Below are 22,537 nucleotides of genomic sequence, written 5' to 3'. Positions count from 1 at the left end.
GCACCAGCGTGCATAGCTAGTACGGCAGGGCTTCCGCCGACCCCGGGTCGCGTCGCTGTTGACCGGGCGACGATCGGGGTACATGTCGCGCATGTTCGAGGGATTCACCGACGAACGGATCGACGTCGGGGACGTGGAGTTGCGGGTACGGCACGGCGGGCACGGGCCGCCGGTCCTGCTGGTCCACGGGCACCCCCGGACCGGGGCGACCTGGCACCGGGTGGCCCCGCGCCTGGTAGACCTCGGGTACACCGTCGTCTGCCCGGACATGCGCGGCTACGGACAGTCCGGCACGGCACCGATCCGGCCCGACCACTCCCAGCAGTCCAAACGCGCGGTCGCCGGGGACATGGTCCGGTTGATGCGGGCGCTGGGCCATCCGACGTTCGCCGCCGTGGGCCACGACCGGGGCTGCTACGTGGCGCTCCGCCTGGCCCTGGACCACCCCGACGCGGTCGACCGGCTGGTGGTCGTCGACGGCGTACCGATCAGCGAGGCCCTCGCCCGCTGCGACGCGACCTTCGCCCGGCGGTGGTACCACTGGTTCTTCTTCGCCCAGCCGGACACCCCGGAACGCGTCATCGGCGCCGACCCCGACGCCTGGTACGGCGACAAGGCCCGGCCGGAGAGCATGGGCGCCGAGAACCACCGGGAGTTCCGGCGGGCCGTCCACGACCCGGCCACGATCCGGGCGATGCTGGAGGACTACCGGGCCGGCCTCGGCGTCGACCGCGCGCACGAGGAGGCCGACCGGCGCGCGGGGCGTACCGTCCGCTGCCCCACGCTGCTGCTCTGGACGACCCGCGACGACCTGGCCGACCTGTACGGCGACCCGCTCGCCGTGTGGCGTCCCTGGGCCGACGACCTGCGCGGGCACCCGATCGAGTCCGGTCACCACGTGGCCGAGGAGAACCCGGTCGGGCTGACCGAGGCCCTGCACCGCTTCCTCGGCCGACCGGCGGGTGCCGCCTAGCCGGAGCGTCCTACCTCGGCGAGTCGGCGGCGGGCACCCTCGGCGGCCGGGTCGCCCAGGTCGTCGAAGATGGCGGCGGCCAGTCGCCAGGCCGCCACCGCACCGTCGAGGTCGTCCATGGCGACGCAGGTGTCGCCGAGGCGGGTGAGGGTCTCCGCCTGGTGGTAGCGGTCGGCGGAGTCGCGGAACAACTCGATGGACTGCTCGTAGCAGCTCACCGCCGACTGGTACTCCCCCAGTCCGTGGTAGGCGAAGCCCAGGCTGTCCAGCGTCGCCGCCTGTCCGTTGCGGTCGTCGATCAGCCGTTGCTGGGCGAGCGCCTCGGTGCAGTCCGCGATCGCCTGCCGGTGGTTGCCCAGCACGGCGTGGAGGTAGCCGATCGCGTTCAGCGCCCGCCCCTCGCCCGCCCGGTTACCGCCGAGCCGGTAGAGCCGCAACGCCTCGTGGGCGTGCGTCAACGCCTCGTCCCGTCGGCCGAGCACGAAGCAGTGCTCGGTGTAGTTGTGCAGCGTCTGCGCCAGGCCGTCCTGGTCGCCGAGCTTCTCGTAGAGCGTGATCGCCCGCTGGAGGCGCTCGCCCGCGGTGTCGTACTCGCCCAGGCGGTAGGCGGCCCGGCCGAGCAGGCGGTTGGCGGTGGCCTGCGCCTCCAGGTCACCGAGACGTTCCGCCGACTCCAGCGCGGCCTCCTGGGCGGTCGACTGGTCCTGCCAGAGCCCACCCGGCGCGAGGAAGGTGGTCAACGCCCAGGCCAAACGCCACGCGTACGCGTCGAAGCCGGTGGCGGTGGCCTGCCGGATCACCCGGAGCAGCACGTGCCGTTCGGCGGTGAACCAGGCCAGCGCGGCGTCCTGGTCGACCATCGGCACGCGGACGTTGCCGGGCAGCGCCGGGAGCGCGGTCACCGGCGGCCACTGCGGCTGCACCAGGCGACCGGCCGGTTCGGCGCTGTGCAGGTAGTGGTCGTACAGCCGGCGGTGGGCGGCCCACCGCTGGTCGACCGGCTCGTCCGCCTGGGCCAGCTCGGCGGCGTACGAGCGCAGCAGGTCGTGGAAGGCGTACCGGTCGGGGCGGTGCTCGGTCAGCAGGTGCAGCCGGGTCAGCTCGGTGAGCACCGGGGCGACCGCGACACGCGGCCAGCCGAGCAGCGCGGCGGCGGCGGAGCCGCTCAGTTCCGGCCCCGGGTGCAGGCCGAGCAGGCGGAACAGGCGTGCCGCGTCCGGACTCAACGCCTCGTACGACCAGGAGAACACCCGCCGGACGTCACCCTCGGCGAGCATCGCGAGCCGGGTCTCCGGCGCCCGCAGCTCGGCGACGACCGCCTCCAGCGGGAACGTCGGTCGGGTGGCCACCCGGGCCGCCACGATGGAAAGCGCGAGCGGCAGCCGGCCGGCTGCCTCGATCATCTCGGCCACGGCGGCCGGCTCGGCGTCCAGGCGGCTGCCGTCGACCCGGCTGCGCAGCAGGTGCGTCGACTCGGTGTCGGTCAGCACGTCGAGGGTCAGCAGTCGGGCGCCCTCGGCGGCGACCAGCGTGCTGAGCTGGTCCCGACTGGTCACCACGACGGCGCAGCGGCCCGCGCCCGGCAGGAGCGGGCGCACCTGGTCGGCGTCGCGGGCGTTGTCCAGCACGATGAGCATCTCGCGGTCGGCCAGCAGGCTGCGGTACAGCCCGGTGCGGGCGTGCTGGCTGCTGGGTATGCGGGCCAGCGGTACGTCCAGCGCCTCCAGGAAGCCGAGCAGGGCGTCGGCCGGGGAGACCGTCTCGCCCTCGTCGTAGCCGCGCAGGTTGACGTAGAGCTGCCCGTCGGGGAAACGGTCGGCGACCCGGTGCGCCCAGTGCAGCGCCAGGGTGGTCTTGCCGACGCCGGCCATCCCGCACACCACCGTGACGACCACGGAGGTCGGTCCGCCGGCCGGGTGCCCGACGACCGCGTCGAGGCGGGCGAGTTGCTCCCGCCGGCCGACGAAGTCCGGCGTGGTGAGCGGCAACTGCGCCGGGCGGGTACCGGCGACGGGCGCGGGTTCGGCAGGCGGCGGCGGGCCGGGCGGCGGGCAGCGGTGGTGCAGGATGTCGTCGTACAGGCGGGTCAGCTCGGGCCCCGGGTCCATCCCGGTCTCCTCGGCGAGCACCTGCCGGGCCTGCCGGAAGGCCGCCGTGGCCCCGGCCGCGTCCCCGCTGTGATAGAGGCCCGTCATCAGGTGCGCCCAGGCGCGCTGCCGCAACGGATGCCGTTCGAGCAGGGCCCGCAGTCGCGGGATCACCTGCGCCGCCGCACCGAGCGCGAGTTGGGTGCCGGCGTGGTCCTCCTCGGCCAGCAGGCGCCGCTCGGCCACCTGCCCCACCCAGCGCGACAGCGCCCGGGGCAGCGGCAGCCCGGCCAGGACGGGGCCGCGCCACAGCGCCAGCGCCTGCGCCAGTTCGGCCTCGGCGCGTACCGGATCACCGCAGGTCGCGGCGGTGCGCCCGCGTGCCGCGGCGGCGTCGAAGCGGTCCAGGTCGCGCTCGTCCGGCTCCACCCGCAGCAGGTAGCCCCCGGTGGTGGTGACGATCCGGCCGTCGCAGTCGATCGCCTGCCGCAGCCCGCGCACATAGGTGCGGATGTTCGCACCTGCGGAGGCCGGCGGCTGGTCGCCCCAGAGCACGGTGACCAACTCGTCGGCGGACACGGCCTCGCCGGGGCGGGTCAGCAGCAGGGCCAGCAGCAGCCGTTGTTTGACCGAGCCGAGGTCGACGGGATGCCCGTCCCGGGACACCGACAACGGGCCGAGAAGGTCGAACCGGAGAAGCATCAGTCACCTCAGCCGACGGCCTGAGCCATTGGACCGCACCCCATCCGAACCGCGTCGCCGCACAGCCGGACCGACCGATCGACGGTAGTCGCGCACAATTCGTTTGTACGCCAATTGTGCGCGACGGATACGCCGGAAACCGTACCATCGGCCGCCGAATCAACGATCTTTCAATCGGTGGGTCCAGAAGCGTCCACGGGGTGCCTCTGGACACACCAGCAAGCGTTCTGGTCCGGGACCCGTCGGCGTCGGGATGGCCGACGGTCCGGACCGGAACGCCTCGCCCGTGCCACGCTCCGACCGGTGCCGGCGGATCCGCGTCTCGATCCCTGCGGAGGTGACGATGAGCAGGACCCTGCCGCCCCGGCCACGTACCGAGGACCTGGAGCACCTCCTGCGGACCCGACAGCCGGTCCTTCGTTTCGTCACCGATCCCCTGCCCCGTCCCGACGTGCTGCGGGTCTGCCAGGCGGGGGCCGACGCCGGGCTGCCGGTCACACCGGACGACGTCCACACCGCACGCTGGCTGGTGTTCGCCCGCGCGGTCGGCGACACCGCTCCGGGCGTCCACGAATACCGCGACGGCGAGTTGGTCCCGCTGGCGGGGCTGCCGGCGGCCGAGGCGATGGCCGCGCTGGCCTCCAGTGCCTCGGCCACCGCACCGTGCGTGGTGGCGCCGGTGTGGATCCGGGGCGCCGCGCGAACCGGGCCGGACATCGACGACCACCTCGACCTGCTGTTGCGGACCGGTGCCAGCCTGCACGCGGCGTACCTGCTGGCGATGCGGTCGGGCCTCGGTGGTCACCTGTTCCGCAACCCGCACGCGGCGACGTCGTCCGGCGGGTGGGACGGCCTGGCGGCGCGGCCGTTCCTGGCCCTGGCCTTCGGTCACCCGGTCCCGCGCGGCAACGGCCGGTAGCCGAACTCGGCACCTTGACCGGGGCGGGACCCGGGGCATGGTCGGACCTCGGTGACGGTCGATGTTGCCGGACCGGGTCCGGGCGTGCTGGAATGGCTCATATCGCCGCAGCGCGGGGGCAAACGCGCTGGGAACGGCCAGCGCACGGGAGCAGCGCTATGTCGGCAGCGCGCCGCATCGGCAGACGGTCGCGCGCCGCATCGCCAGGCCATCACCACGACGACGGGCACATCTCCGGGTAGGTGTCCCCGCCGAACGTGTGTCCCCCGGTACGAGTCCGCGAGGCGTCGCGGCCGGAGATGTCGGGGGCGTCCGACGCGATCTGCCGACGCACCAGAACCGGCGACGAGGTGAGAAGCAGTCATGATTTCCCGACAGAGTGTGGCGGGGTGGTACCGGAACCGCTTCGTATGGGTGGCGGTGATCGTGCTGACCGTCTCGGCCACCGCGGTGGCACTGGTCAGCGCCGCCGAGACGGACACGAAGCCGACGGACCTGCGCGGGCAGCTCATGACCTGGATGCGCGCCACGCTGGAACAGGCGGACCCGGGGCAGCACAACCACGCCGGCCACGCGCCCCAGCAGGCGGCCGACGGGCAGGAGACGCCACCGGCGGTGGTCTGCGGAGTCCACGTGTACGGCTTCGAGCCGGCCGAGGTGACCTCGATCGCCGACGTCCGGACCGTCTACGGCTTCCACCTCTGCGGGGTGGCCGAGGAGAAGCGCACCTGGGACTGGGCGGTCAAGCTGGCCGGTCCGGTCATCATGGACCGCTCCACCAACCCACCCGGCATCCAGGTGGTCGAGGCGACCGAGGACGTCATCTTCATCGACCGGCTGCGGCAGATGTTCCCGGCGAAGTACGCCGACCTGGCGCAGAAGGAGGCGCTCGAGCCCGGGGAGATGGCCGACCTGCGTCGCCGGTACGACGCGGCGGCCGGGCTGTGACCCGTACCGGCTGATGCGGCGGCCCCGCCCACGGCGGCGCGCCGCTGCCGTGGGTCAGAGCGTGCCCGGCCGGTCCGAGCCCACCACCGGGCGCCAGGCGCGCAGCGACACGACGCGGACGCCCGGGGTGGTGAAGTACGGGTCCTCGGCCATCAGCCGGCGCACCGTCGCGGCCTCGGCGGCGAAGACCAGCAGTGCGCCGGAGTCGTCGTCCCAGGGGCCGGCGAGGAGCAACACGCCCTGGTCGTGCCAGGCGCGCAGGCGTTGCCGGTGGTCGGGGCGCGCCGCCAGGCGGGCCGGGTCGGCGGTGAAGGAGAGTTCCACACAGATCACGGCGGGGACGCTACGGACCGGACCGACGGTCGGCTGTATCGCGGGATACTCTGCGGAACGTGGCCATCGGGAACCTGTCGGCGGTGCCGTTGTTCTCGATGCTCGACGCCGACCGCATCGCGCGGCTCGCCGCCCAGTGCCCGCCGCGCGAGGTGCCGGCCGGCACCGTCCTGGCTCGGTGCGGCGACCCGGCCGGGCACCTGATCGTCGCGGAGCGAGGCACCCTGGTCGCCGGGTACGACACCCGCCACGGGACACGGGTCCGCTTCGCCACGGCGACCGGCCCCTGCGTGGTGGACAAGGCCGCCACACTGCACGGTGGACCGCACACCGCCACCTGGACGGCGGTGACGCGATGCCGGATCCGGTTCCTGCCGGCGGACGCCCTCCGGGCTCTCATCGACGAGGTGCCGGCACTGCGCGACCACGTGCTGCGGCACCTGTCCGGGCAGGTCAACCGGGACCGCCGGGACCGGGTCCGCCGCGCCGCGCCGCAGCCGGTGGCCCGGATCGCGGACTGGATCGCCGAGCACCGGCCCGCGCCGGGCAGCCGGATCGACCTGCCCGGCGCCCAGCAGGGGCTCGGCGAGGAGGTCGGGCTGTCCCGGGTCACCGTCAACCGGGCGCTGCGGGTCCTGGTCGAGGCGGGTGCCATCCGGGTCGAACCCGGCGCCGTCGTGGTGATGGACCCCCGACGGCTCACTGATGCAAGGAAGGGTCCCCTCCTAACGCCTCGTGCATAGGAAGGGACCCCTCCTAACACATCGCTGTCAACCTCCGTCAGGCCGATCGCCACCGCTCCCTTTTCCGAAAGTTTCCGGAAGTTCTGGTCACGACAATCGGCCCGACATAACATGCACGCGCTTGGATGCATCCGGTACGCCTCCAGCGAAGCACCCCGCCACCAGCCACAATCGCGTAAAGGGATCACCGATGCGCCTCTGGAAATCCTCCCGCCGATCGCGACAGCGATCGCGACTTCTCGCCGTCCTCTGCACCACGACACTCGTCGCGGCCGTAGCCGTCGCACCCGGTCCGGCCGCCGCCGCGCAGACCATCCTCTCCTCCGACTTCGAGTCCGGCTCGTACGCTCCGTGGGGGGCTCGGGGCGACGTCACCCTCGCCATCGCGGCCGAGGGCCACGACAGCGACAACAGCCTCTCGGTCACCGGGCGTACGGCCGACTGGCAGGGCCCGGCGACCAGCGCCACCGCCCTGTTCACCCCCGGTACGCGCTACTCGGTCAGCGCCTGGGTGAAACTCCCGGCCGGCACCGAGGGCACCGCCGGGGTGCACTTCACCGTGGAGTCGACGCCCGCCGCCGGCGGTGACAACACGTACACCTGGATCGGCGACAGCGTGCCCGCCACGGCGGGCGAGTGGGTGCGGATCGGCGGCGACTACACGCTGCCCACCGGGCTCAGCGCGGCCACCCTCTATGTCGAGGCGGAGGGGACCACCCCGTTCCTGGTGGACGACGTGCTGATCACCGCGCCGGACGGCGGGACCGGACCGGCGCCGGGCACCGTGGTCGTCGACACCGACTTCGAGGACGGGTTGGACGGTTGGGGGCCGCGCGACGGCGGTCCGGGCGCCCCGAGCGTCACGCTGACCGACGTCGCGCACGGCGGGGAGGCGGCGGCGCTGGTCAGCGACCGGGTCAACCAGGGCGCCGGGCTCGGCCGGGACGTGACCGGGCTGGTCGAGCCCGGCGTGACCTACGAGTTCAGCGCCTGGCTGCGCTTCGCCGAGGGCCAGCCGACCGACGAGGTCTGGCTCAGCCTGGCCAGCACCAGCGGCGGCAGCCAGTCGTTCGCGACCCTGGCCCAGTTCACCACCGTCACCAACACCGGGTGGACGCAGGTGACGGCCCGCTTCACCGTACCGGCGGCGGAGAGCGCGTACCTGTACTTCGAGACCCGCTGGCAGGGCGCGGACGTACCCGGCAACACCAGTGACTTCCTCGCCGACGACATCGTCGTCCGGGTGCCCGAGCCGCCGGTGGTGGAGGACCTCACCGGCATCCACGAGACCACCGACTTCCCGGTCGGGGTGGCGATCGACGGCCGGGAGACCGAGGGCGCCGCCGCGCAGCTGCTGACCCGGCACTTCAACCAGATCACGGCGGAGAACCACATGAAGCCGGAGGCCTGGTACGACGACGAGGGCACCTTCCGCCCGCACGACCAGGCGCTGACGATGATGGACTTCGCCCGCGACAACGACCTGAAGGTCTACGGTCACGTGCTGGTCTGGCACAGTCAGACGCCGGCCTGGTTCTTCCAGGACTCGGCGGGTCAGCCGCTGAGCACGTCCGCCGCCGACCAGCAGGTGCTGCGCGAGCGGCTGCGCACGCACATCTTCGCCGTCGCCCGGTCGCTGAGCGAGCGGTACGGCGCCTTCGGCTCCGCCACCAACCCGCTCTACGCCTTCGACGCGGTCAACGAGGTGGTCAGCGACAGCGGCGAGTACGCCGACGGCCTGCGCCGCAGCGAGTGGTACCGGATCCTCGGCGAGTCCTTCATCGACCTGACGTTCGAGTACGCCGACGAGGCGTTCAACGACGTGTACGCGGTCGACGGCACCGACCCGATCACCCTGTTCATCAACGACTACAACACCGAGCAGAGCGGCAAGCAGGCCCGCTACAAGGCGCTGGTGGAGCGGCTGATCGCCCGGGGCGTACCCGTCGACGGGGTGGGCCACCAGTTCCACGTCTCGCTGGCCACGCCGGTGAGCAGCCTGGAGGCGGCGCTGGACGCGTTCACCGACCTGCCGGTGACGCAGGCCGTCACCGAACTCGACGTCACCACCGGCACCCCGGTCACCCAGGCGAACCTGATCGAGCAGGGCTACTACTACCGGGACGCCTTCCGGATCTTCCGGGAGCACACCGACGACCTGCTGGCCGTCACCGTGTGGGGGCTGACCGACGGGCGTTCCTGGCGGTCCGGCAACGGCGCGCCGCTGCTCTTCGACGACAACCTGCGCGCCAAGCCCGCCTACCACGGCGCGGTCGACGGTGAGCTGCCCGCCCGGCTGCGTACCGCCACCGTCTTCGCCGGGGACGTGCCCCTGACCGCCGCCGCCCCGACGGACCTGACCTGGCGCACGCTGCCGCTGCACCCGGTGGAGGAGGCGGCCCGGTTCCAGTTGCGCTGGGCACCGGACCACCTCACCGCGTACGTCACGGTCACCGACGCCACGGTCTCCGCCGACGACCGGGTCGAGTTCGCCCTGGACGGCGAGACCTACCGGGTCCGGCGGGACGGCACCGGTGACGTGCCGGCCGTGGCGGCGGCCCGGGACGGCGGCTACCACCTGGTCGCCCACCTGCCGCTGACCGAGGCCACCCGGGGGGACACGCTCTCGCTCGACGTCCGGGTCACCGACGACGGCACCACCTCCGGCTGGAACACCCCGGGTGCGGTGGGCACGCTGACCCTGGTGGAGGAGCTGTCGTACCTGGAGGTGCGCCGGGCCCCCAGCGCGCCGGTGGTCGACGGCACGGTGGACGAGGTCTGGAGCCAGGCGAGCACGGTGACCACGGCGAAGCAGGTCTCCGGCACCGACGGGGCGGTGGCGCAGGTCCGTACGCTGTGGCGGGACCAGACGCTCTACGTGCTGGCCGAGGTCACCGACCCGGAGGTGGACGTCTCCGGGTCCGACCCGTGGACCCAGGACTCGGTGGAGATCTACGTCGACGCCGGCAACGCCAAGAACGGCTCCTACCGCTACGACGACACCCAGATCCGGATCAACGCCGACAACGTCGTGTCGTTCGGCACCGGCGACGAGGCGTTCCAGGCGGGACGGCTGACCAGCGCGGCCGTACGGACCCCGACGGGCTACACCGTCGAGGCCGCGATCAGCCTGCTGGAGTACGGCGGCCTCGACACGTTCCACGGCCTGGACTTCCAGGTCAACGACGCCTCCGGCGGTACGCGCACGTCGATCCGCAACTGGGCCGAGCAGGAGGGCGTCGGCTACCAGAGCACCGCCCGCTGGGGGGTGGGCCGGCTGGTCGAGGGCTCCACCGTGGCCGTCACGCTCACCCGGGTCGCCCGGTGGAACTCCGACAGCGGTGGGGGTTACTGCGCCACGATCACCGCCACCAACACCGGCGACAAGCCGGTAGCCTGGAGCGCGATCGTCGACCTGGAGGGCGACATCTACACCGCGTGGAACTTCACCCGGGAACGCCTGGCCGACGGTGGCTACCGGATCAGCGGGGTGGACTGGAACCGGACCCTGAAGCCCGGCGCCAGCACCCACAGCGTCGGATACTGCGCCAACCTGTAGGAACCGACACCGGCCCCGGCGGAGACCCGGGCCGGTCCGGCGAGTGGCGGCCACTGCGAAAGCGGTGGTCGCCACTCCCGTGTCCAGGTGTACCGACCCGCGCGGAGCCCAGGCCACGTAGGACATTCGACGGAGCCGGGAGCGCCCGACCCTGAACAGACGACGGAACTTGCTCACCGCCCTTGACCTGCGAAAACGCCCCCTTGTTGAATGAGCGCACCGCGGAGCCTTCCGACCAGGAAGGTCGCAGCCCAGCCAGCACAGCGGCGCGAACAGGCGCGCGGAGTCGCACACGATCGTCTTGCTGGACGCTACCGCGACCACCTCAGAAGGGACGTCACCCAGTGTCCAGACCACGTCGCCGGCATGTCATCCTCGCCGCCGCGCTCCTCCTCGCCCCCATGGTGGTGCCCGGGGTCGCCCAGGCGAACGGGCCGTTCGTACCGCCGAACCAGGAGACCGTCAACCGCTCCTCGATGCTCAGCGCCGCCGAGGTCTCGGCCGAGCTGCACGCGTTGCAGGCCCGCAGCAAGGGCGCCCTGCGGGTGCAGGAGGTCGGCCGCAGCGGCCAGGGCCGCCCGCTCGAGGTCGCCTTCATCGGCACCGGGAGCACCCGGATCTGGATCCAGGGCCGAATCCACGGCAACGAGCCGTACGGCGCCGAGGCCTCGCTGGACTTCCTCAAGACGCTGGTCTCCGGCGGTAAGCACGCGCGGGAGGTGTTGCAGCAGGTCAGCTTCGCGGTCGTCCCGATCTACAACCCGGACGGTTCCGAGGCGTACCGGCGGCAGGACAGCGTCCAGAACGTCGACCTGAACCGCGACTGGGGTGTGGACCGGCCGATCTTCGACCGGCTCAACGCGGTCCGGGCCGGTCTCGGTCAGGCGCCGCTGTCCGAGCAGACCTACGCCAACTACACCCGACACCGTGCCGTCGAGTCGCAGGCGTTCTGGTACGTCTGGGCCGACTTCAAGCCGCACCACATCATCGACCTGCACCACCAGGGCACGTACGTCGTCGGCGACACCGACGAGATGACCACGTTCTCGGTCGGCATCTCCCTCGACCCCGGCATGCTGACCTCGCAGCAGTGGGACACCGTCCGCCGGATGGGTGTGGTGGCCGCGGACGCGGCGGGCCGCAGCGGTGTGGTCAACGTGACCCGCTACCCGTACATCAACATCCCGGAGGGCGTCACCTCGGCCGCCATGCTCAACGCCCCCGGGCCGCGCGGCGAGTACGCCAACTGGCGCAGCAACGCGATGTTCTTCGAGTCGCGCGGCGGCATCGGTCACAAGAGCAGCGGCTACCTCATCAAGCAGAACGTCGACGGGCTCTGGGCCATCGTCAACTCGTTCAGCGACGGCTCGCTGGCCGGCGTGGACGCCAACCGGTGGAGCGACATCCCGGCCCGGGGTGCCTCGATCTCCACCTGCGCCAAGTTCCCCCAGCAGTGTGAGTTCTGATCTTCGACGCGATCGCTGACCCGGCGGTGGTCCACGTTCCGGTGCCGGAGCGGGGACCACCGCCGTCGCGTCGACCTGACCGTCCCGCGACGAGGGCGGCTCAGGCGGTCCGGCGGCCGGCGCACCAGGTGCCGGTGACGGCGATGTCGCCGAGATGGTCGGGGTCGGCGTGCACCGGGTCCTGGTCGAGTTCGACCAGGTCGGCGGCGGCGCCGGGACGCAGCACACCGGCCCGGTCGGCCAGCCCCAGCGCCACGGCGGCGTCCCGGGTGTAGGCCGCCAGGGCCTCGGTGACGGTGAGACCCTCGTCCGGGTGGACGATGTCGCCGCCCGCCACGCGTCGGGTGACCGCGGCCTGGATGCCGACCAGAGGCGAGAGCGTGCCGGCCGGATAGTCGGTGCTGGCCGCCACCGACGCTCCGGCGTCGCGCAACGTGCGCAGCGGGATGAGCCGCAGCGGTGCGGGCAACGGGAGCACGGTCAGCTCCGCGCCGAGGTCGTGCAGGAAGGACGGCTGCGTGACCACGTGCACGCCCGCGTCGGCGAGCCGACGCGCGGTGGCCGGATCGCAGACCATCGCGTGCTCGATCCGGATCGGGGCGTCGAGCCCGTCGACGGCGGCAAGGGCGTCGGCGAGGGCACCGTTTCCGACCGCGTGCAGGGCCGGCGGCAGGCCACGGTCGACCGCCGCCCGGACGGCGGTGGTCAGCCGGTCACGATCCAGCACGCGAAGGCCGTTGTGCCAGCGGCCGTCCGGGCGGCGGGTCGGGGTGCCACCACGCCGGGACAGGGCCAGGGCCCGACGGCCGTGCCGCAGCAGCGCCCGGGGCATGCCGGCGACCGAACGGAGCATCTGCCCACCGGTGAGGCACAGGTCGCACCGCTCGCCGCCGTCGACGAGGAGCTTGAAGCCACCGAGCGGGGTACGGGGATGTCCGTGGTCCCGATCCGGGTCGAGGTCGGGCAGGGTGGGGTCACCGATCTCGGCCGCGCCGACATGCCAGCGGTGCACGGTCACCGCCAGCTCGGGCGCGGCGCGGGCGTACCGGGCGGCACCCTCCGGCGGCACCGCGAGGTCGCCGATGCGGGTGATGCCGTGCCGGGCCAGGATCCGGCTGTGCGCGACGGCGCGTTCCACCCAGGCGTCGTCGTCGCCGGTGGCGCGGCGGGTCAGCGACTCGGCGACGAAGCTGGCCTGTTCGACGAGGACGCCGGTGGGGCGTCCACGGCGGTCCCGTTCCAGGTGGCCGCCGCCCGGGTCGGGGGTGGCGCTGCCGTACCCGAGGGCGGCCAGGCCGGCGGAGTTGACCGTGGACTCGTGATAGCTGACCGAGAACAGGTGCAGCGGCCGGTCCGGGCAGGCGGTGTCCAGTTCGGAGGCGGTCGGCAGGCGACCCTCGGCCAGGTGCAGCGGGCGTACCCCGTGCAGGCGCAGCCAGCCGGTGCCGTGGTCGGCGCGGACGACGGCGGCGATCCGGTCGAGCAGCTCGCGCAGTGTCGCGGGGTGCGTGTCGAAGGCCCGGGTGTGCTGGTCGGCGGCCACCAGATAGAGGTGGTGGTGCGGGTCGACGAAGCCGGGTAGCAGGGTCCGGCCGGCGAGGTCGTGCACGGTCGCGCCGGGGCCGGCGGCGGCGCGTACGGTCGCCGCGTCCCCGGCCGACACGATCACCTCGCCGTCGATCGCCACCGCCTCGACGACCGGGTGGGCGGGGTCCATGGTGCGGATCGTGCCGCCGCTGAAGACGGTCCTCATGTCACGCTCCGAGCTGGGCGAGCAGCCCCTCGGCCCACGCCGCGAGGAAGCGGTCCCGCGCGACGTGTCCCGGCGGGCAGCCGTAGGTGAACTCGCTGATCGCGAAATAGAACAGCGACGACAGACTCACGGCGGCGACGGCCTCCGCGTCGAACCGGGGACGGTCTCCGGCGAGCTGCGCCAGCCAGGCGGCGACCTCGTCGAAGCCCGGTTGGAACAGCCGCTGGTAGACGTCGGTGAGGTCGACCGGCAGGTCGCCGCCGCCGCGGAGGACGAGCCGGTAGAGGTCCCGGTCCGCCTCGACGGTGGCGAGCACCGCCCGGCCGGCGACCGCGATCGCGGTACGCGGGTCGGTGCGGTCGGCGATCCCGGGCTGGGCCTGTGCGGCACGGCGACTGTGCAGGACCCGGTCGAAGGCGGCCACGAGCAGCTCGCGTTTCGACCCGACGTGGCGGTAGAGCCCGCCCGCGCCGGGAGACAGCCCGGCGGCGGCCTCGATCTGCGTGATCGTGGTGGCCCGGTAGCCCTGCTCGGCGAAGAGACGCAGCGCCACGTCGATGATCTCGTCCCGACGACCCATCCCGTAAGTAAACACTTACTTACGGAGTTCTCGCAACCGCTGCGCCGCCTCGCCGCCGCCGACGGTGCGCTCGGCGCGCGTGCCCCGCCCCGTTCGTGTCCGGCGGGGCCGGTTTGACGGTCGGGTGAACGGGCAGGACCACCGGTATGCCGACTGACCTGCTGCATCGGGTGGACGACACCCTGACTCTCGCGATTCAGGGCTACGGGTGGCTGCCCAATCGCCTGCGTGCGGATCAGACGGACGTGGTGCGTACCCGTCTGCTCGGCCAGACCGCCGTGGCGCTGCACGGCCCCGACGCGGCCCGCTTCTTCTACGACGAGCGCCACATCCGGCGGCACGGGGCGATCCCGGAACCGATCCGCGGCACGCTGTTCGGCAAGGGGGCGGTGCACACCCTCGACGGTGAGCCGCACCGGGTCCGTAAGGCGATGTTCACCTCGCTGCTGATGAGCGGCGGCTTCGACGGGCTGGTGACCCGGACCGAGGTGGCCTGGGACGAGGCCGCGCGGTCCTGGACGGGTCGGCGGGTGGTGCTGTTCACGGAGACCGCCGAGGTGTTGACCCGCGCGGTCTGCGACTGGACCGGGGTCCCGGTGGACGACCGGGACGTGCCGGAACTCACCGCGAACCTGGTCGCCGAGGTGGACGGCTTCGCCACCGCCGGGCCACGGCACTGGCGTGCCCGGCGCTCCCGGGGACGCCTCGAACGCCTGCTCGGCGATCTCGTCGACCGGGTACGCCGGGGCGAGGTCGCCGCGCCGGAGGGCTCGGCGCTGGCGGCGGTGGCCGCGCACGAGGACAGCGACGGGCGGCTGCTCGATCCGAAGACCGCCGCGGTGGAGTTGCTCAACATCATCCGGCCGACGGTGGCGATCACCTGGTTCGTGGCCTTCGCCGGGCACGCCCTGCACCGGTGGCCCGAGCACCGGGACCGGCTGCGCGCGGCGGAGCCCGCCTTCGTCGAGGCGTTCGCCCACGAGGTCCGCCGCTTCTACCCGTTCGCGCCCTTCGTCGGCGGGCGCGCGGTGACCGACCTGAGCTGGCGGGGCACCGACATCCCGAGCGGCGCCATCGTGCTGCTCGACCTGTACGGGCAGAACCACGACGCCCGGCTGTGGCCGGACCCGTACCGGTTCGACCCGGACCGCTTCGTGGGCCGGGAGATCGGCCCGTTCGACCTGGTCCCGCAGGGTGGCGGCGATCCGCGCACCAGCCACCGCTGCCCCGGTGAGCAGATCACCGTCGCGCTGCTCGGTGCGCTCGCCGTCCGGCTGGCCCGCCTCGACTACCGGGTCCCGGATCAGGACCTGGACATCCCGCTGCACCGCATTCCGACCCGGCCGGTGAGCGGTGTGGTGCTCGCCGTGGCAGGGCAGTCCGACTGAGCGACGGGTCCCGCACACCCACCCGGCGTCCGCCGCGCCGGATCGGGGTTCTTCACCGGCCGGCTACCGTCCGTTCGGCTCTCGTGCGTACCGCGACCGTAGCGTCCGACGCCGACTCACGTATCGGGAGAAGGACGGGTTTCGGGTGTGGCTCGGGGCTGACAAGAAGGAGTTCGAGGCGTTTCTCGACTCCGCCGATGTCTACTGGCGCAAGAACGTGGGATCCGCGTCGTCGGAGCGGTACCTCGTCGTCGAGGTGTTCCACCAGGACATCCGGGTGGCGATGCGCAACCTGGCGGTCGCCAACGCGATCCGCCGGATCGTGCCCGCCCAACTCGTCGTCGTCACCGGCGTCGAGCAGATGTGGCACGAGGCGCTGTGGACCGAGTTCGACGTGAAGCTCGTCGAGCGTCTGGCCCGGGCGTACGGCGCGACCGAGGTCGTGGACCTCTATCGGCTCGTCGAGGGGCCCGCCCGGTCGGCCACGCCCGAGCAGGTGCCGGTGGAGCTGTTCGGCAGGCGGTTGACGCCCGGCCCGTCGATCGGCGCGGACACGCTGGCCGAGTTCGTCAGCGCCACCTACTGCCGGGTGACCAAGCGGCCCCGCCCACCCGAGGACCCCGACGCCGACCCGCGCTACCGGCGGCGGGAGGCGTTGGCCCGGGCCATCTCGTCGAGCTACGACGCCCTGCTCGGCAGCGGTTCGGTGGTGGCGCTGGTGACCAGTCACGTCGACTACGACCACTGGGGTCTCGCGGTGGACTCGGCGCGGCGGGCCGGCGTACCGGTGGTGCACACCCAGCAGACCGGATGCCTCAAGGCGTACGCGCTGTTCCCGGAGGCGGACACCGGCCGGTACACCTTCCGGGGTGAACTCACCCACCAGATCGGCGCCTTCTTCGCCGAACGGGTCTGGACGCGGCGCGGCGAGGTGCGGCGCAACGCGGAGCTGGTGGCCTGGCGGTCGAAGGTCAACCTGGGTCGGCCGAGCTGGTGGCGCGGCGGTGCGAGCGCCTCCGTCGACATCAGCAACAGCGCGGAACGCGCCCGGTTGCGGACGCACTTCGCGGCGCGGCTGGGCTTCGACCCGGCCCGGCCGGTGGTGGCGGTGTTCAACCACGCGGTCTCCGACGCGCCCGGCACCAACCACCAGTCCTTCCCCACCCTGGCCGACTGGTTCGAGCAGACCGCGCGGTACGCGAGCACCAGCACCGAGGTGCAGTGGCTGTTCCAGGACCACCCGAGTCAGTTCCGCTACGACAGCACCGGCTTCTTCGACTCGGTGGCCGCCCGCTACGGCCGGCACAAGCACATGGTGTTCCAGCCCAGCAGCGAGCTGAGCAAGAACGGCCTCTGGAGTCTGGTCGACCTGGGCGTCACCGTTCGCGGCAGCGTGAGCAACGAGCTGCCCGCGTACGGGATCCCGGTGATCCAGGCGGGCTGGTCCGAGTGGAGCGAGTGCGGTCTGTCCACTGTGGTGGAGGACCCGGAGGCGTACGCGAAGGCGCTCGACGCGGCGATCACCGGTCTCTGCGGTGGGCAGGAGCTGATCTCGGTCGAGCAGGTCGAGCGGGCGCGACTCTGGTTGTGGTTCTATCGCAGCGCCACCGACCTGGTCACCCCGCAGGTGCCGCACTGGGAGGTGTGGCCCGCCGGGTACCTGCTCAAGGCGGTGCAGACCGCGTTCCGGCACATCGAGAGCGACGCGGATCCACTGTTCGACGCGGTCGAGCGGATGTGGACCCGACGCGAGCCGGTGCTGACCCGGACGGACCTGCGGGTGCCGGAAGGAGTCCGGTAGTGGCCGTCGGCACGTGGTTCGCCACCGAGTTCGACGAGCCGGCCACACCGCGCGGGCTGCCCGCGCTCTTCGCCTCCGGCGCGGACTCCGAGGTGCTGGTCGCCGACCGGATGGCCCGGGGCGTCGCGATCCTGGGGCGGGTCCAGGGCGCGTCCGGCGCGGTCGTGCTCAAGGTCCGCACCGACGGTCGGCCGGTCCGCGTCCGCGTCGACCTGCACGTCGACGGTGCCTCGCAGACGGCCTGGTCCCGGGTGGCCGCACCGTCCCGGGGCGTCCGCGAGCTGCCCCGCCTGGTGATGGTCCGGGCGCAGGGCACCGACCGGGTCGCGGCCCTGATCAGTCGCCAACGCGGCCGGTTGCGGATGGTCGAGGCGCACGCCTGGGTCGAGTTCGACCTGGGCGCGGACGAGGTCGGCGCGGACGAGCTGCTGATCGTCGAGGTGGCGGACGCGACGCTGCCGGCGTGGGCGTCCCCGTCGCTCAGCGCGCTGGCGGCGGTCGGCGTGCGGATCAACCAGGTGGAGATCTCCGCGATCGACGACGTCGAGCCGCCGGAGACCACGGGTCGGGTGACCGGGCAGGCCGCCCAGCACGCCGGGCTCGCCAGCGCCGGTGGTCTGGTGGGGGCGCGCGGGCGCGGCGAGGGCCACGCCCGGACCGGACACGTCGTGGTCAACGCGGACGCCACCACGGTGCGGTGTCGGCTCCGGGTGGCCACCGCCTCGGTGGCCCCGTCCGCGATCCGTGACCCCCGCCGGGCGTGGATGCGTCGTGGCAGGGCGCAGACGGTGTTGAAGGCGGTCCGGGTGGCGCAGCGCGGGGCCGGGTACGCGTTGTTCGAGGCGTCGCCGTTCACCGGGCCACCGCGCCCGGAGCAGCTCCGGGTACGCGCCGTGAACCTGGTCGACGGCGGCGACTGCCCGGTGGCGGTGACCGCCGACGGCGCCGAGACGCTCGACGTGGTGGTCACCCGGACGACGCCCGGCCCGGTGCTGATCGGGGTGGACGAGCCCGACGCCACCGCGATGCGGCGACGGGTCTGCGAGGTCGTCTGCCGGGTCGTCGAGCTGGAGTGGTCGTGACCGACTCCCCCGGCCACGACCTGGTGCTCACCGACGACGCGACGGCCAACCGGGTCGCCGTCGAACGGATCCTGGCGTCCGGGTCCGGCGGCACGCTGCGGTTACCGGCCGGCACCTACCCGCTCGACCAGGGACTGGTCGTCGGCGACGGCTGGACGCTGGCCGGCGCACCGCGTACGGATCGGATCGTCCGGACCTGGCTGACCTCGTCCGCGTCGGACGGTGAGCCGCTGATCCACGTACTCGGCTCGCGGGTCACCGTGCGGGACATCGGTCTGCGCCCGCCGCCGTGTGCCCCCGGAGCGCACGGCGGCGACCGGGGCACCGCGGTCACCGTCGGCAGGTACCTCTATCCGGCCGAGACGCAGTGGATCTCCGACGTCCGGATCGAGGGTGTCCGGGTGGAGCGCCCCGGCACCCGGTCGGCCAACTGCCTCGCCCTGGTCGGTGCCGTCCGCGACGTGGTCGTCTCCGACGTGACGATCGTGGGTGGCTGCACCGGCGTCGCCGTGCACTGGGGAGCGGTCGGCACGGGGGTCGACTCGATCAGCGGGCCCTCCTACCACCCCCACCACGTCACCATCTCCGACCTGCGGGTCTCCGACGCCTTCGAGGGCTTCTACCTCAGCTCTGTGCACGACGTCGAGGTGGACCGGGCCTGCCTGTCGGAGGTGGAGATCGGCTTCCGGCTGCTGCCCGGCGACAACACCGACCGCTTCCACCCCGCGCACGGCACCTCGATCGGCGAGCGCATCCGGGTGTCGCGTGCCCACGTCGCCTGGAACGGACCGTTGTACGCGGTGCGGATCGCGGGCTGGGGACGCAGCGAGATCGACCACTCGGTGCGGGTGCTGGAGTACCGCGACGTGGTGGTCACGGACTGCACCCTGGTCCCGCTGCCGCCGGCCACGCCCGGCCCGACCGACCCGCTGCGGGCCCGCGCCCCCGTCGTGGTCGAGCAGGCGACCGGGGTGGTCCTGGAGGCGATCCGCGTCGACCTGCGGACGCCGTCACCCGACCGCCGGTGCTGCCCGGCCGGCGCCTGACCGGTCCCCCGGCGGTCCGGCCCGCTACCCGGCTGCGCCCTGCAACCGCGCGAGGGCGTGCACCTCGGCCCGGGTGCTGCGGTACAGCGAGGTGTAGCCGGCGTAGAGGCCGTCGTAGGTGGCGGACACCGAGGGATCGGGACGCACGATCTGCCCGGGCCGGGTCCAGTCGGTGTCCGGGGCGGCCAGACCGGCACCGATCGCGGCCAGCAGGGCGTCACCGTAGCTGGCCCCGATGGTCACCTCCGGCACCTCCTGCTCCCGGCCGGTGACGTCGCTGACGATCCGGGTCCAGAGTCCACCCTGGGTGCCGCCGCCCACCGCGACCAGCCGCGCGACCGGGTTCTCCGGGGTGTCCAGCAATTCCAGGATCTGCCGGATGCCGAAGGCGATCCCCTCGTACCCGGCGCGGAACAGGTGACCCCGCCCGTGCCGCAGGGTCAGTCCGGCGATCACGCCCCGGGCGTCCGGGTCGAAGATCGGGGTCCGTTCCCCGGCGAAGTACGGCAGCAGCAGCAGACCGTCCGCGCCCGGCGGCACCGCCGCCGCCTCCTCGACCAGCGTCTCGAACGGCACCTCGCCCACCAGGTCGCGCAGCCAGGTGGTGAGGCTGCCGGAGGTGGCCATGCCGGCCGCGAGGCAGTACGAGTCCGGAGACACCCCGACGGTGTTCCAGAGCTGCGGATGCCGGGCCACGCCCCGGAGTTGCTGCACGAAGAACATGGTGGAGCCGTACATCAGCATCAGGTCGCCGGGGCTGCGGACGCCGACGCTGACCGACTCGGCCCAGGCGTCCACGGTGCCGGCGCAGACCGGCGTGCCCACCGGCAGCCCGGTCGCCTCGGCCGCCGCCGGGGTCACCTCGCCGACGATCTGGGCCGACCAGGCCAGTCGGGGCGCGGGCAGGTCGCCCATGATCTCGTCGTACCAGGGCCGGTGCCACTGCCGGGCCTCGATGTCGTACAGCGGCACGGACTGGCTGGCGGTGTGGTGGTCGAGGACGTACTCGCCGGTCAGCTTCCGCACCACGTACGAGCTGGAGTTGTACCACCGGGTGGCCCGCTCCCACACCTGGGGTTCGTGGCGGCGTACCCAGAGCGCCTTGGGACCGACCGCCTGGGTGGTGATCGGGGTGGCCGACCGGTGCAGCACCTCCTCGGCGCCGAAGAGCTCGGTCAACTCGGCGATCTCGGCGGTGGCCCGCATGTCGATGCCGTAGAGGATCGCCGGCCGGACCGGCTGGTCCCGCTCGTCGCAGAGCACCAGGCAGGGGCCGACACCGCTGACACAGACCGCCGCGATCCGCGCGCCCTGGGCGGCGGCGGTCAGCTCGGCGGCGATGGACACCACGTCGGCCCACCAGACCGCCTCGGCGTCGACCTCCGCCCAGCCCGGCCGGGGCAACGACATCGACCGGGGACGAGGGCGGACGGCGGTGGCCAGCACCTGGCCGGCGGCGTCGGTGAGCACACCCTTGCTGCTCCCGGTGCCCAGGTCGATGCCGATCAGCAACGGTGCCATCTACAGGTTCACCTCACCGCAGAGGTGCACCGCCAGGCCCAGTTCGGCGAACATGGCGGCCTTGGCGGCGAGCGCCCGGTCGGCGGTGGCGGCGTCCGGGGCGTACACCACGTTCAGGTGGTTGGCCTTGTGGCGGGCCATCAACTGGTCGCGGTCGACGCCGTGCAGCACGGCGTGCATGATCGGCCACTGCGGGGTGGTGGCGTCGAGGCGGCGCTGGGTCTCCTCGGCCGGCAACTCCACCGCGCTGCCCCGACCCAGATCGACGTGGAGGACGCCGTCGGCGATGAAGACCCGGGACCAGACGATCTCCCCCGGCTTGGACACGCCGCTGAGGGTGCCGCCGCCGAGCGGGAAGTACATCGGCGGCTGCCGCATGCTCCAGCTCTTGTCGTAGCCGCCGTTGTGCGAGGCCGGGACCGAGCCGGAGATCTCCATGACCCAGACGAACCGGCCGTCGTACTCCTCGCCCCAGCGGATGTCGTGCAGGGTGGTCGCCGGGTCCAGCCCCATCGCGGTCCAGATCCGGTTGGTCACCAGGGAGTCCACCGCGACACCCTCGTCGACCTCGTTGAAGTGCGGCAACGGCGCGTCGGCGTAGAGTTCCCGGGCACCGTCGCGGCTGGTCACCGGCGGACGGGAGACGTTGTTCAGCAGCCCCTCGACCAGGTCGCTGGCGGGTACGACGTCCTTGAGCCCCTGCTGGTACTGGATGCCGACCGCGTCCAGGCCGAAGTCGTCGGCGATGCGCAGCGCGGCCACGTACATCGTGAACTGGCTGTGCAGTTGGGCGTCGGTCAGCTCGGTGGCCTCGTCGGTGCCGGTGTGGAAGGTGAACCCGGCCGTGTCCAGCCAGTCCCGTACGGCCTGCGCCTCGGCGTCGGTGACCGTCGCCATCTCGGCGACCAGGGCGCTCTGCGACAGCCGTTCCTTGTAGACGCCGAGCGGGTTGAGTAGCTCGTCGTCGATGATGGCGTTGTACATGCCCATGCAGCCCTCGTCGAAGACGCCGATGATGGCCTTGTCCCGGACGAGCTGCGCCGCGAGCGCCCGACCGAGCCGTACCTCCTCGGTGGCCGGCAGCTCCGGCAGGTCCCGTACGTGGCTCTGGTCGTGCTCCAGCTTCCCGGTCTCCAGCCAGGTACGCAGTCGCGTCACCGCCCAGTCGTCGGTGAACTTCTCGCTCCACAGGATCGAGTGCGCCACGCCCGCCTTGGTGAGGCTGGCGGTCAGGCCGAGCAGGCCGACCAGGCCGGGGAACTCACCGCTCCAGTTCGCCACCACCAGGATCGGGCCCCGGTGGGTGCGCAGCCCGGCCAGCACGTGGTGGCTGTACTGCCAGACCGCCTCGGCGACGATCAGCGGCGCGTCCGGCGGGATCGACTTGAACACCTCGATGCCCTGGCGCTGGCTGGCGATGAAGCCGTGCCCGGCGGTGTCGTCGACCGGGTGTGCCCGCTGCACCCGGTGGCCCAGGGCGGTGATCGCCCGCTCCAGGTCGGCCTCGAACTGCCGCTGCACCGGCCAGCAGGTGACGTTGGCACTGGGCCGCAGGTCGCCGCTGGCGACGGTCCAGACCACGCCGGGCTCGGCCACGGGCTGGTCGGTCAACTCGGGAAAAGCGTAGCTGCTCACG

Annotated in this window: 16 protein-coding genes; 10 read left to right on the top strand and 6 right to left on the bottom strand. The window is 72.8% G+C overall.

Annotated elements, in window-relative coordinates:
• Positions 1-82 precede the first annotated feature (82 nt).
• Positions 83-973: an alpha/beta fold hydrolase gene (locus ACWDVW_RS11275; protein ID WP_449946929.1), complete on the top strand. Its 891-nt coding sequence runs from the start codon at positions 83-85 to the stop codon at positions 971-973.
• On the opposite strand, the gene ACWDVW_RS11270 is transcribed toward ACWDVW_RS11275, so the two are convergent.
• Positions 970-3,762, bottom strand: coding sequence for an AfsR/SARP family transcriptional regulator (locus ACWDVW_RS11270; RefSeq protein WP_449946928.1), 2,793 nt, complete (start codon positions 3,760-3,762; stop codon positions 970-972). The genes ACWDVW_RS11275 and ACWDVW_RS11270 overlap by 4 nt on opposite strands.
• Positions 3,763-4,105: 343 nt before the next feature.
• Here ACWDVW_RS11270 and ACWDVW_RS11265 point away from each other — a divergent pair, with 343 nt between their 5' ends.
• Positions 4,106-4,681, top strand: a complete 576-nt coding sequence (locus ACWDVW_RS11265; RefSeq protein WP_449946926.1) for a hypothetical protein — start codon at positions 4,106-4,108, stop codon at positions 4,679-4,681.
• Positions 4,682-5,044: 363 nt separating this feature from the next.
• The gene (locus ACWDVW_RS11260; protein WP_449946924.1) at positions 5,045-5,629 is read left to right on the top strand and encodes a hypothetical protein; all 585 of its coding nucleotides are present in this window, start codon (positions 5,045-5,047) and stop codon (positions 5,627-5,629) included.
• 54 nt (positions 5,630-5,683) lie between these two features.
• On the opposite strand, the gene ACWDVW_RS11255 is transcribed toward ACWDVW_RS11260, so the two are convergent.
• Positions 5,684-5,962 (bottom strand): YciI family protein, encoded by a 279-nt coding sequence (locus tag ACWDVW_RS11255; RefSeq protein WP_449946922.1) that lies wholly within the window; start codon positions 5,960-5,962, stop codon positions 5,684-5,686.
• A 59-nt stretch (positions 5,963-6,021) separates the two neighbouring features.
• Here ACWDVW_RS11255 and ACWDVW_RS11250 point away from each other — a divergent pair, with 59 nt between their 5' ends.
• The 3 genes from ACWDVW_RS11250 to ACWDVW_RS11240 all read left to right on the top strand — a co-directional run bounded on the left by ACWDVW_RS11250 (position 6,022) and on the right by ACWDVW_RS11240 (position 11,730).
• Complete coding sequence (locus ACWDVW_RS11250; RefSeq protein WP_449946921.1) at positions 6,022-6,705, top strand: Crp/Fnr family transcriptional regulator; 684 nt, start codon at positions 6,022-6,024, stop codon at positions 6,703-6,705.
• A 190-nt stretch (positions 6,706-6,895) separates the two neighbouring features.
• The gene (locus ACWDVW_RS11245; protein WP_449946919.1) at positions 6,896-10,264 is read left to right on the top strand and encodes an endo-1,4-beta-xylanase; all 3,369 of its coding nucleotides are present in this window, start codon (positions 6,896-6,898) and stop codon (positions 10,262-10,264) included.
• A 344-nt stretch (positions 10,265-10,608) separates the two neighbouring features.
• Positions 10,609-11,730: a M14 family zinc carboxypeptidase gene (locus ACWDVW_RS11240; protein ID WP_449946917.1), complete on the top strand. Its 1,122-nt coding sequence runs from the start codon at positions 10,609-10,611 to the stop codon at positions 11,728-11,730.
• Between the two features lie 100 nt (positions 11,731-11,830).
• Here ACWDVW_RS11240 and ACWDVW_RS11235 read toward each other — a convergent pair whose 3' ends face one another.
• Together ACWDVW_RS11235 and ACWDVW_RS11230 are read right to left on the bottom strand one after the other, a co-directional pair.
• Positions 11,831-13,483 carry an amidohydrolase gene (locus ACWDVW_RS11235; protein ID WP_449946915.1) on the bottom strand — a complete coding sequence of 551 codons (1,653 nt, stop codon included), beginning with the start codon at positions 13,481-13,483 and terminating at the stop codon, positions 11,831-11,833.
• Position 13,484: 1 nt separating this feature from the next.
• Complete coding sequence (locus ACWDVW_RS11230; protein ID WP_449946913.1) at positions 13,485-14,063, bottom strand: TetR/AcrR family transcriptional regulator; 579 nt, start codon at positions 14,061-14,063, stop codon at positions 13,485-13,487.
• Positions 14,064-14,209: 146 nt separating this feature from the next.
• On the opposite strand from ACWDVW_RS11230, the gene ACWDVW_RS11225 reads away from it, so the two are divergent.
• The 4 genes from ACWDVW_RS11225 (at position 14,210) to ACWDVW_RS11210 (ending at position 19,380) form a co-directional block, all read left to right on the top strand.
• Positions 14,210-15,451, top strand: coding sequence for a cytochrome P450 (locus ACWDVW_RS11225; RefSeq protein ID WP_449946912.1), 1,242 nt, complete (start codon positions 14,210-14,212; stop codon positions 15,449-15,451).
• Between the two features lie 145 nt (positions 15,452-15,596).
• The gene (locus tag ACWDVW_RS11220; RefSeq protein WP_449946911.1) at positions 15,597-17,252 is read left to right on the top strand and encodes a hypothetical protein; all 1,656 of its coding nucleotides are present in this window, start codon (positions 15,597-15,599) and stop codon (positions 17,250-17,252) included.
• Complete coding sequence (locus ACWDVW_RS11215; protein WP_449946909.1) at positions 17,252-18,334, top strand: hypothetical protein; 1,083 nt, start codon at positions 17,252-17,254, stop codon at positions 18,332-18,334. The genes ACWDVW_RS11220 and ACWDVW_RS11215 overlap by 1 nt, the downstream gene beginning before the upstream one ends.
• Entirely contained in the window at positions 18,331-19,380 is a 1,050-nt protein-coding gene (locus tag ACWDVW_RS11210; protein WP_449946908.1) for a hypothetical protein, read from the top strand. Before ACWDVW_RS11215 ends, ACWDVW_RS11210 begins: the two co-directional genes overlap by 4 nt.
• Positions 19,381-19,404: 24 nt before the next feature.
• Here the strand turns inward: ACWDVW_RS11210 and ACWDVW_RS11205 are convergent, their stop codons facing one another.
• Positions 19,405-20,901, bottom strand: coding sequence for an FGGY-family carbohydrate kinase (locus ACWDVW_RS11205; RefSeq protein ID WP_449946906.1), 1,497 nt, complete (start codon positions 20,899-20,901; stop codon positions 19,405-19,407).
• A complete protein-coding gene (locus ACWDVW_RS11200; protein WP_449946905.1) occupies positions 20,902-22,536 on the bottom strand; it encodes a fucose isomerase in 1,635 nt (544 codons plus the stop codon). It abuts the gene before it with no gap.
• Position 22,537: the final 1 nt, after the last annotated feature.

It is taken from the genome of Micromonospora sp. NPDC003241 (assembly GCF_053589795.1).
The sequence above is the reverse complement of the archived record's forward strand: the minus strand, read 5'-3'. Positions and strand labels throughout refer to the sequence as shown.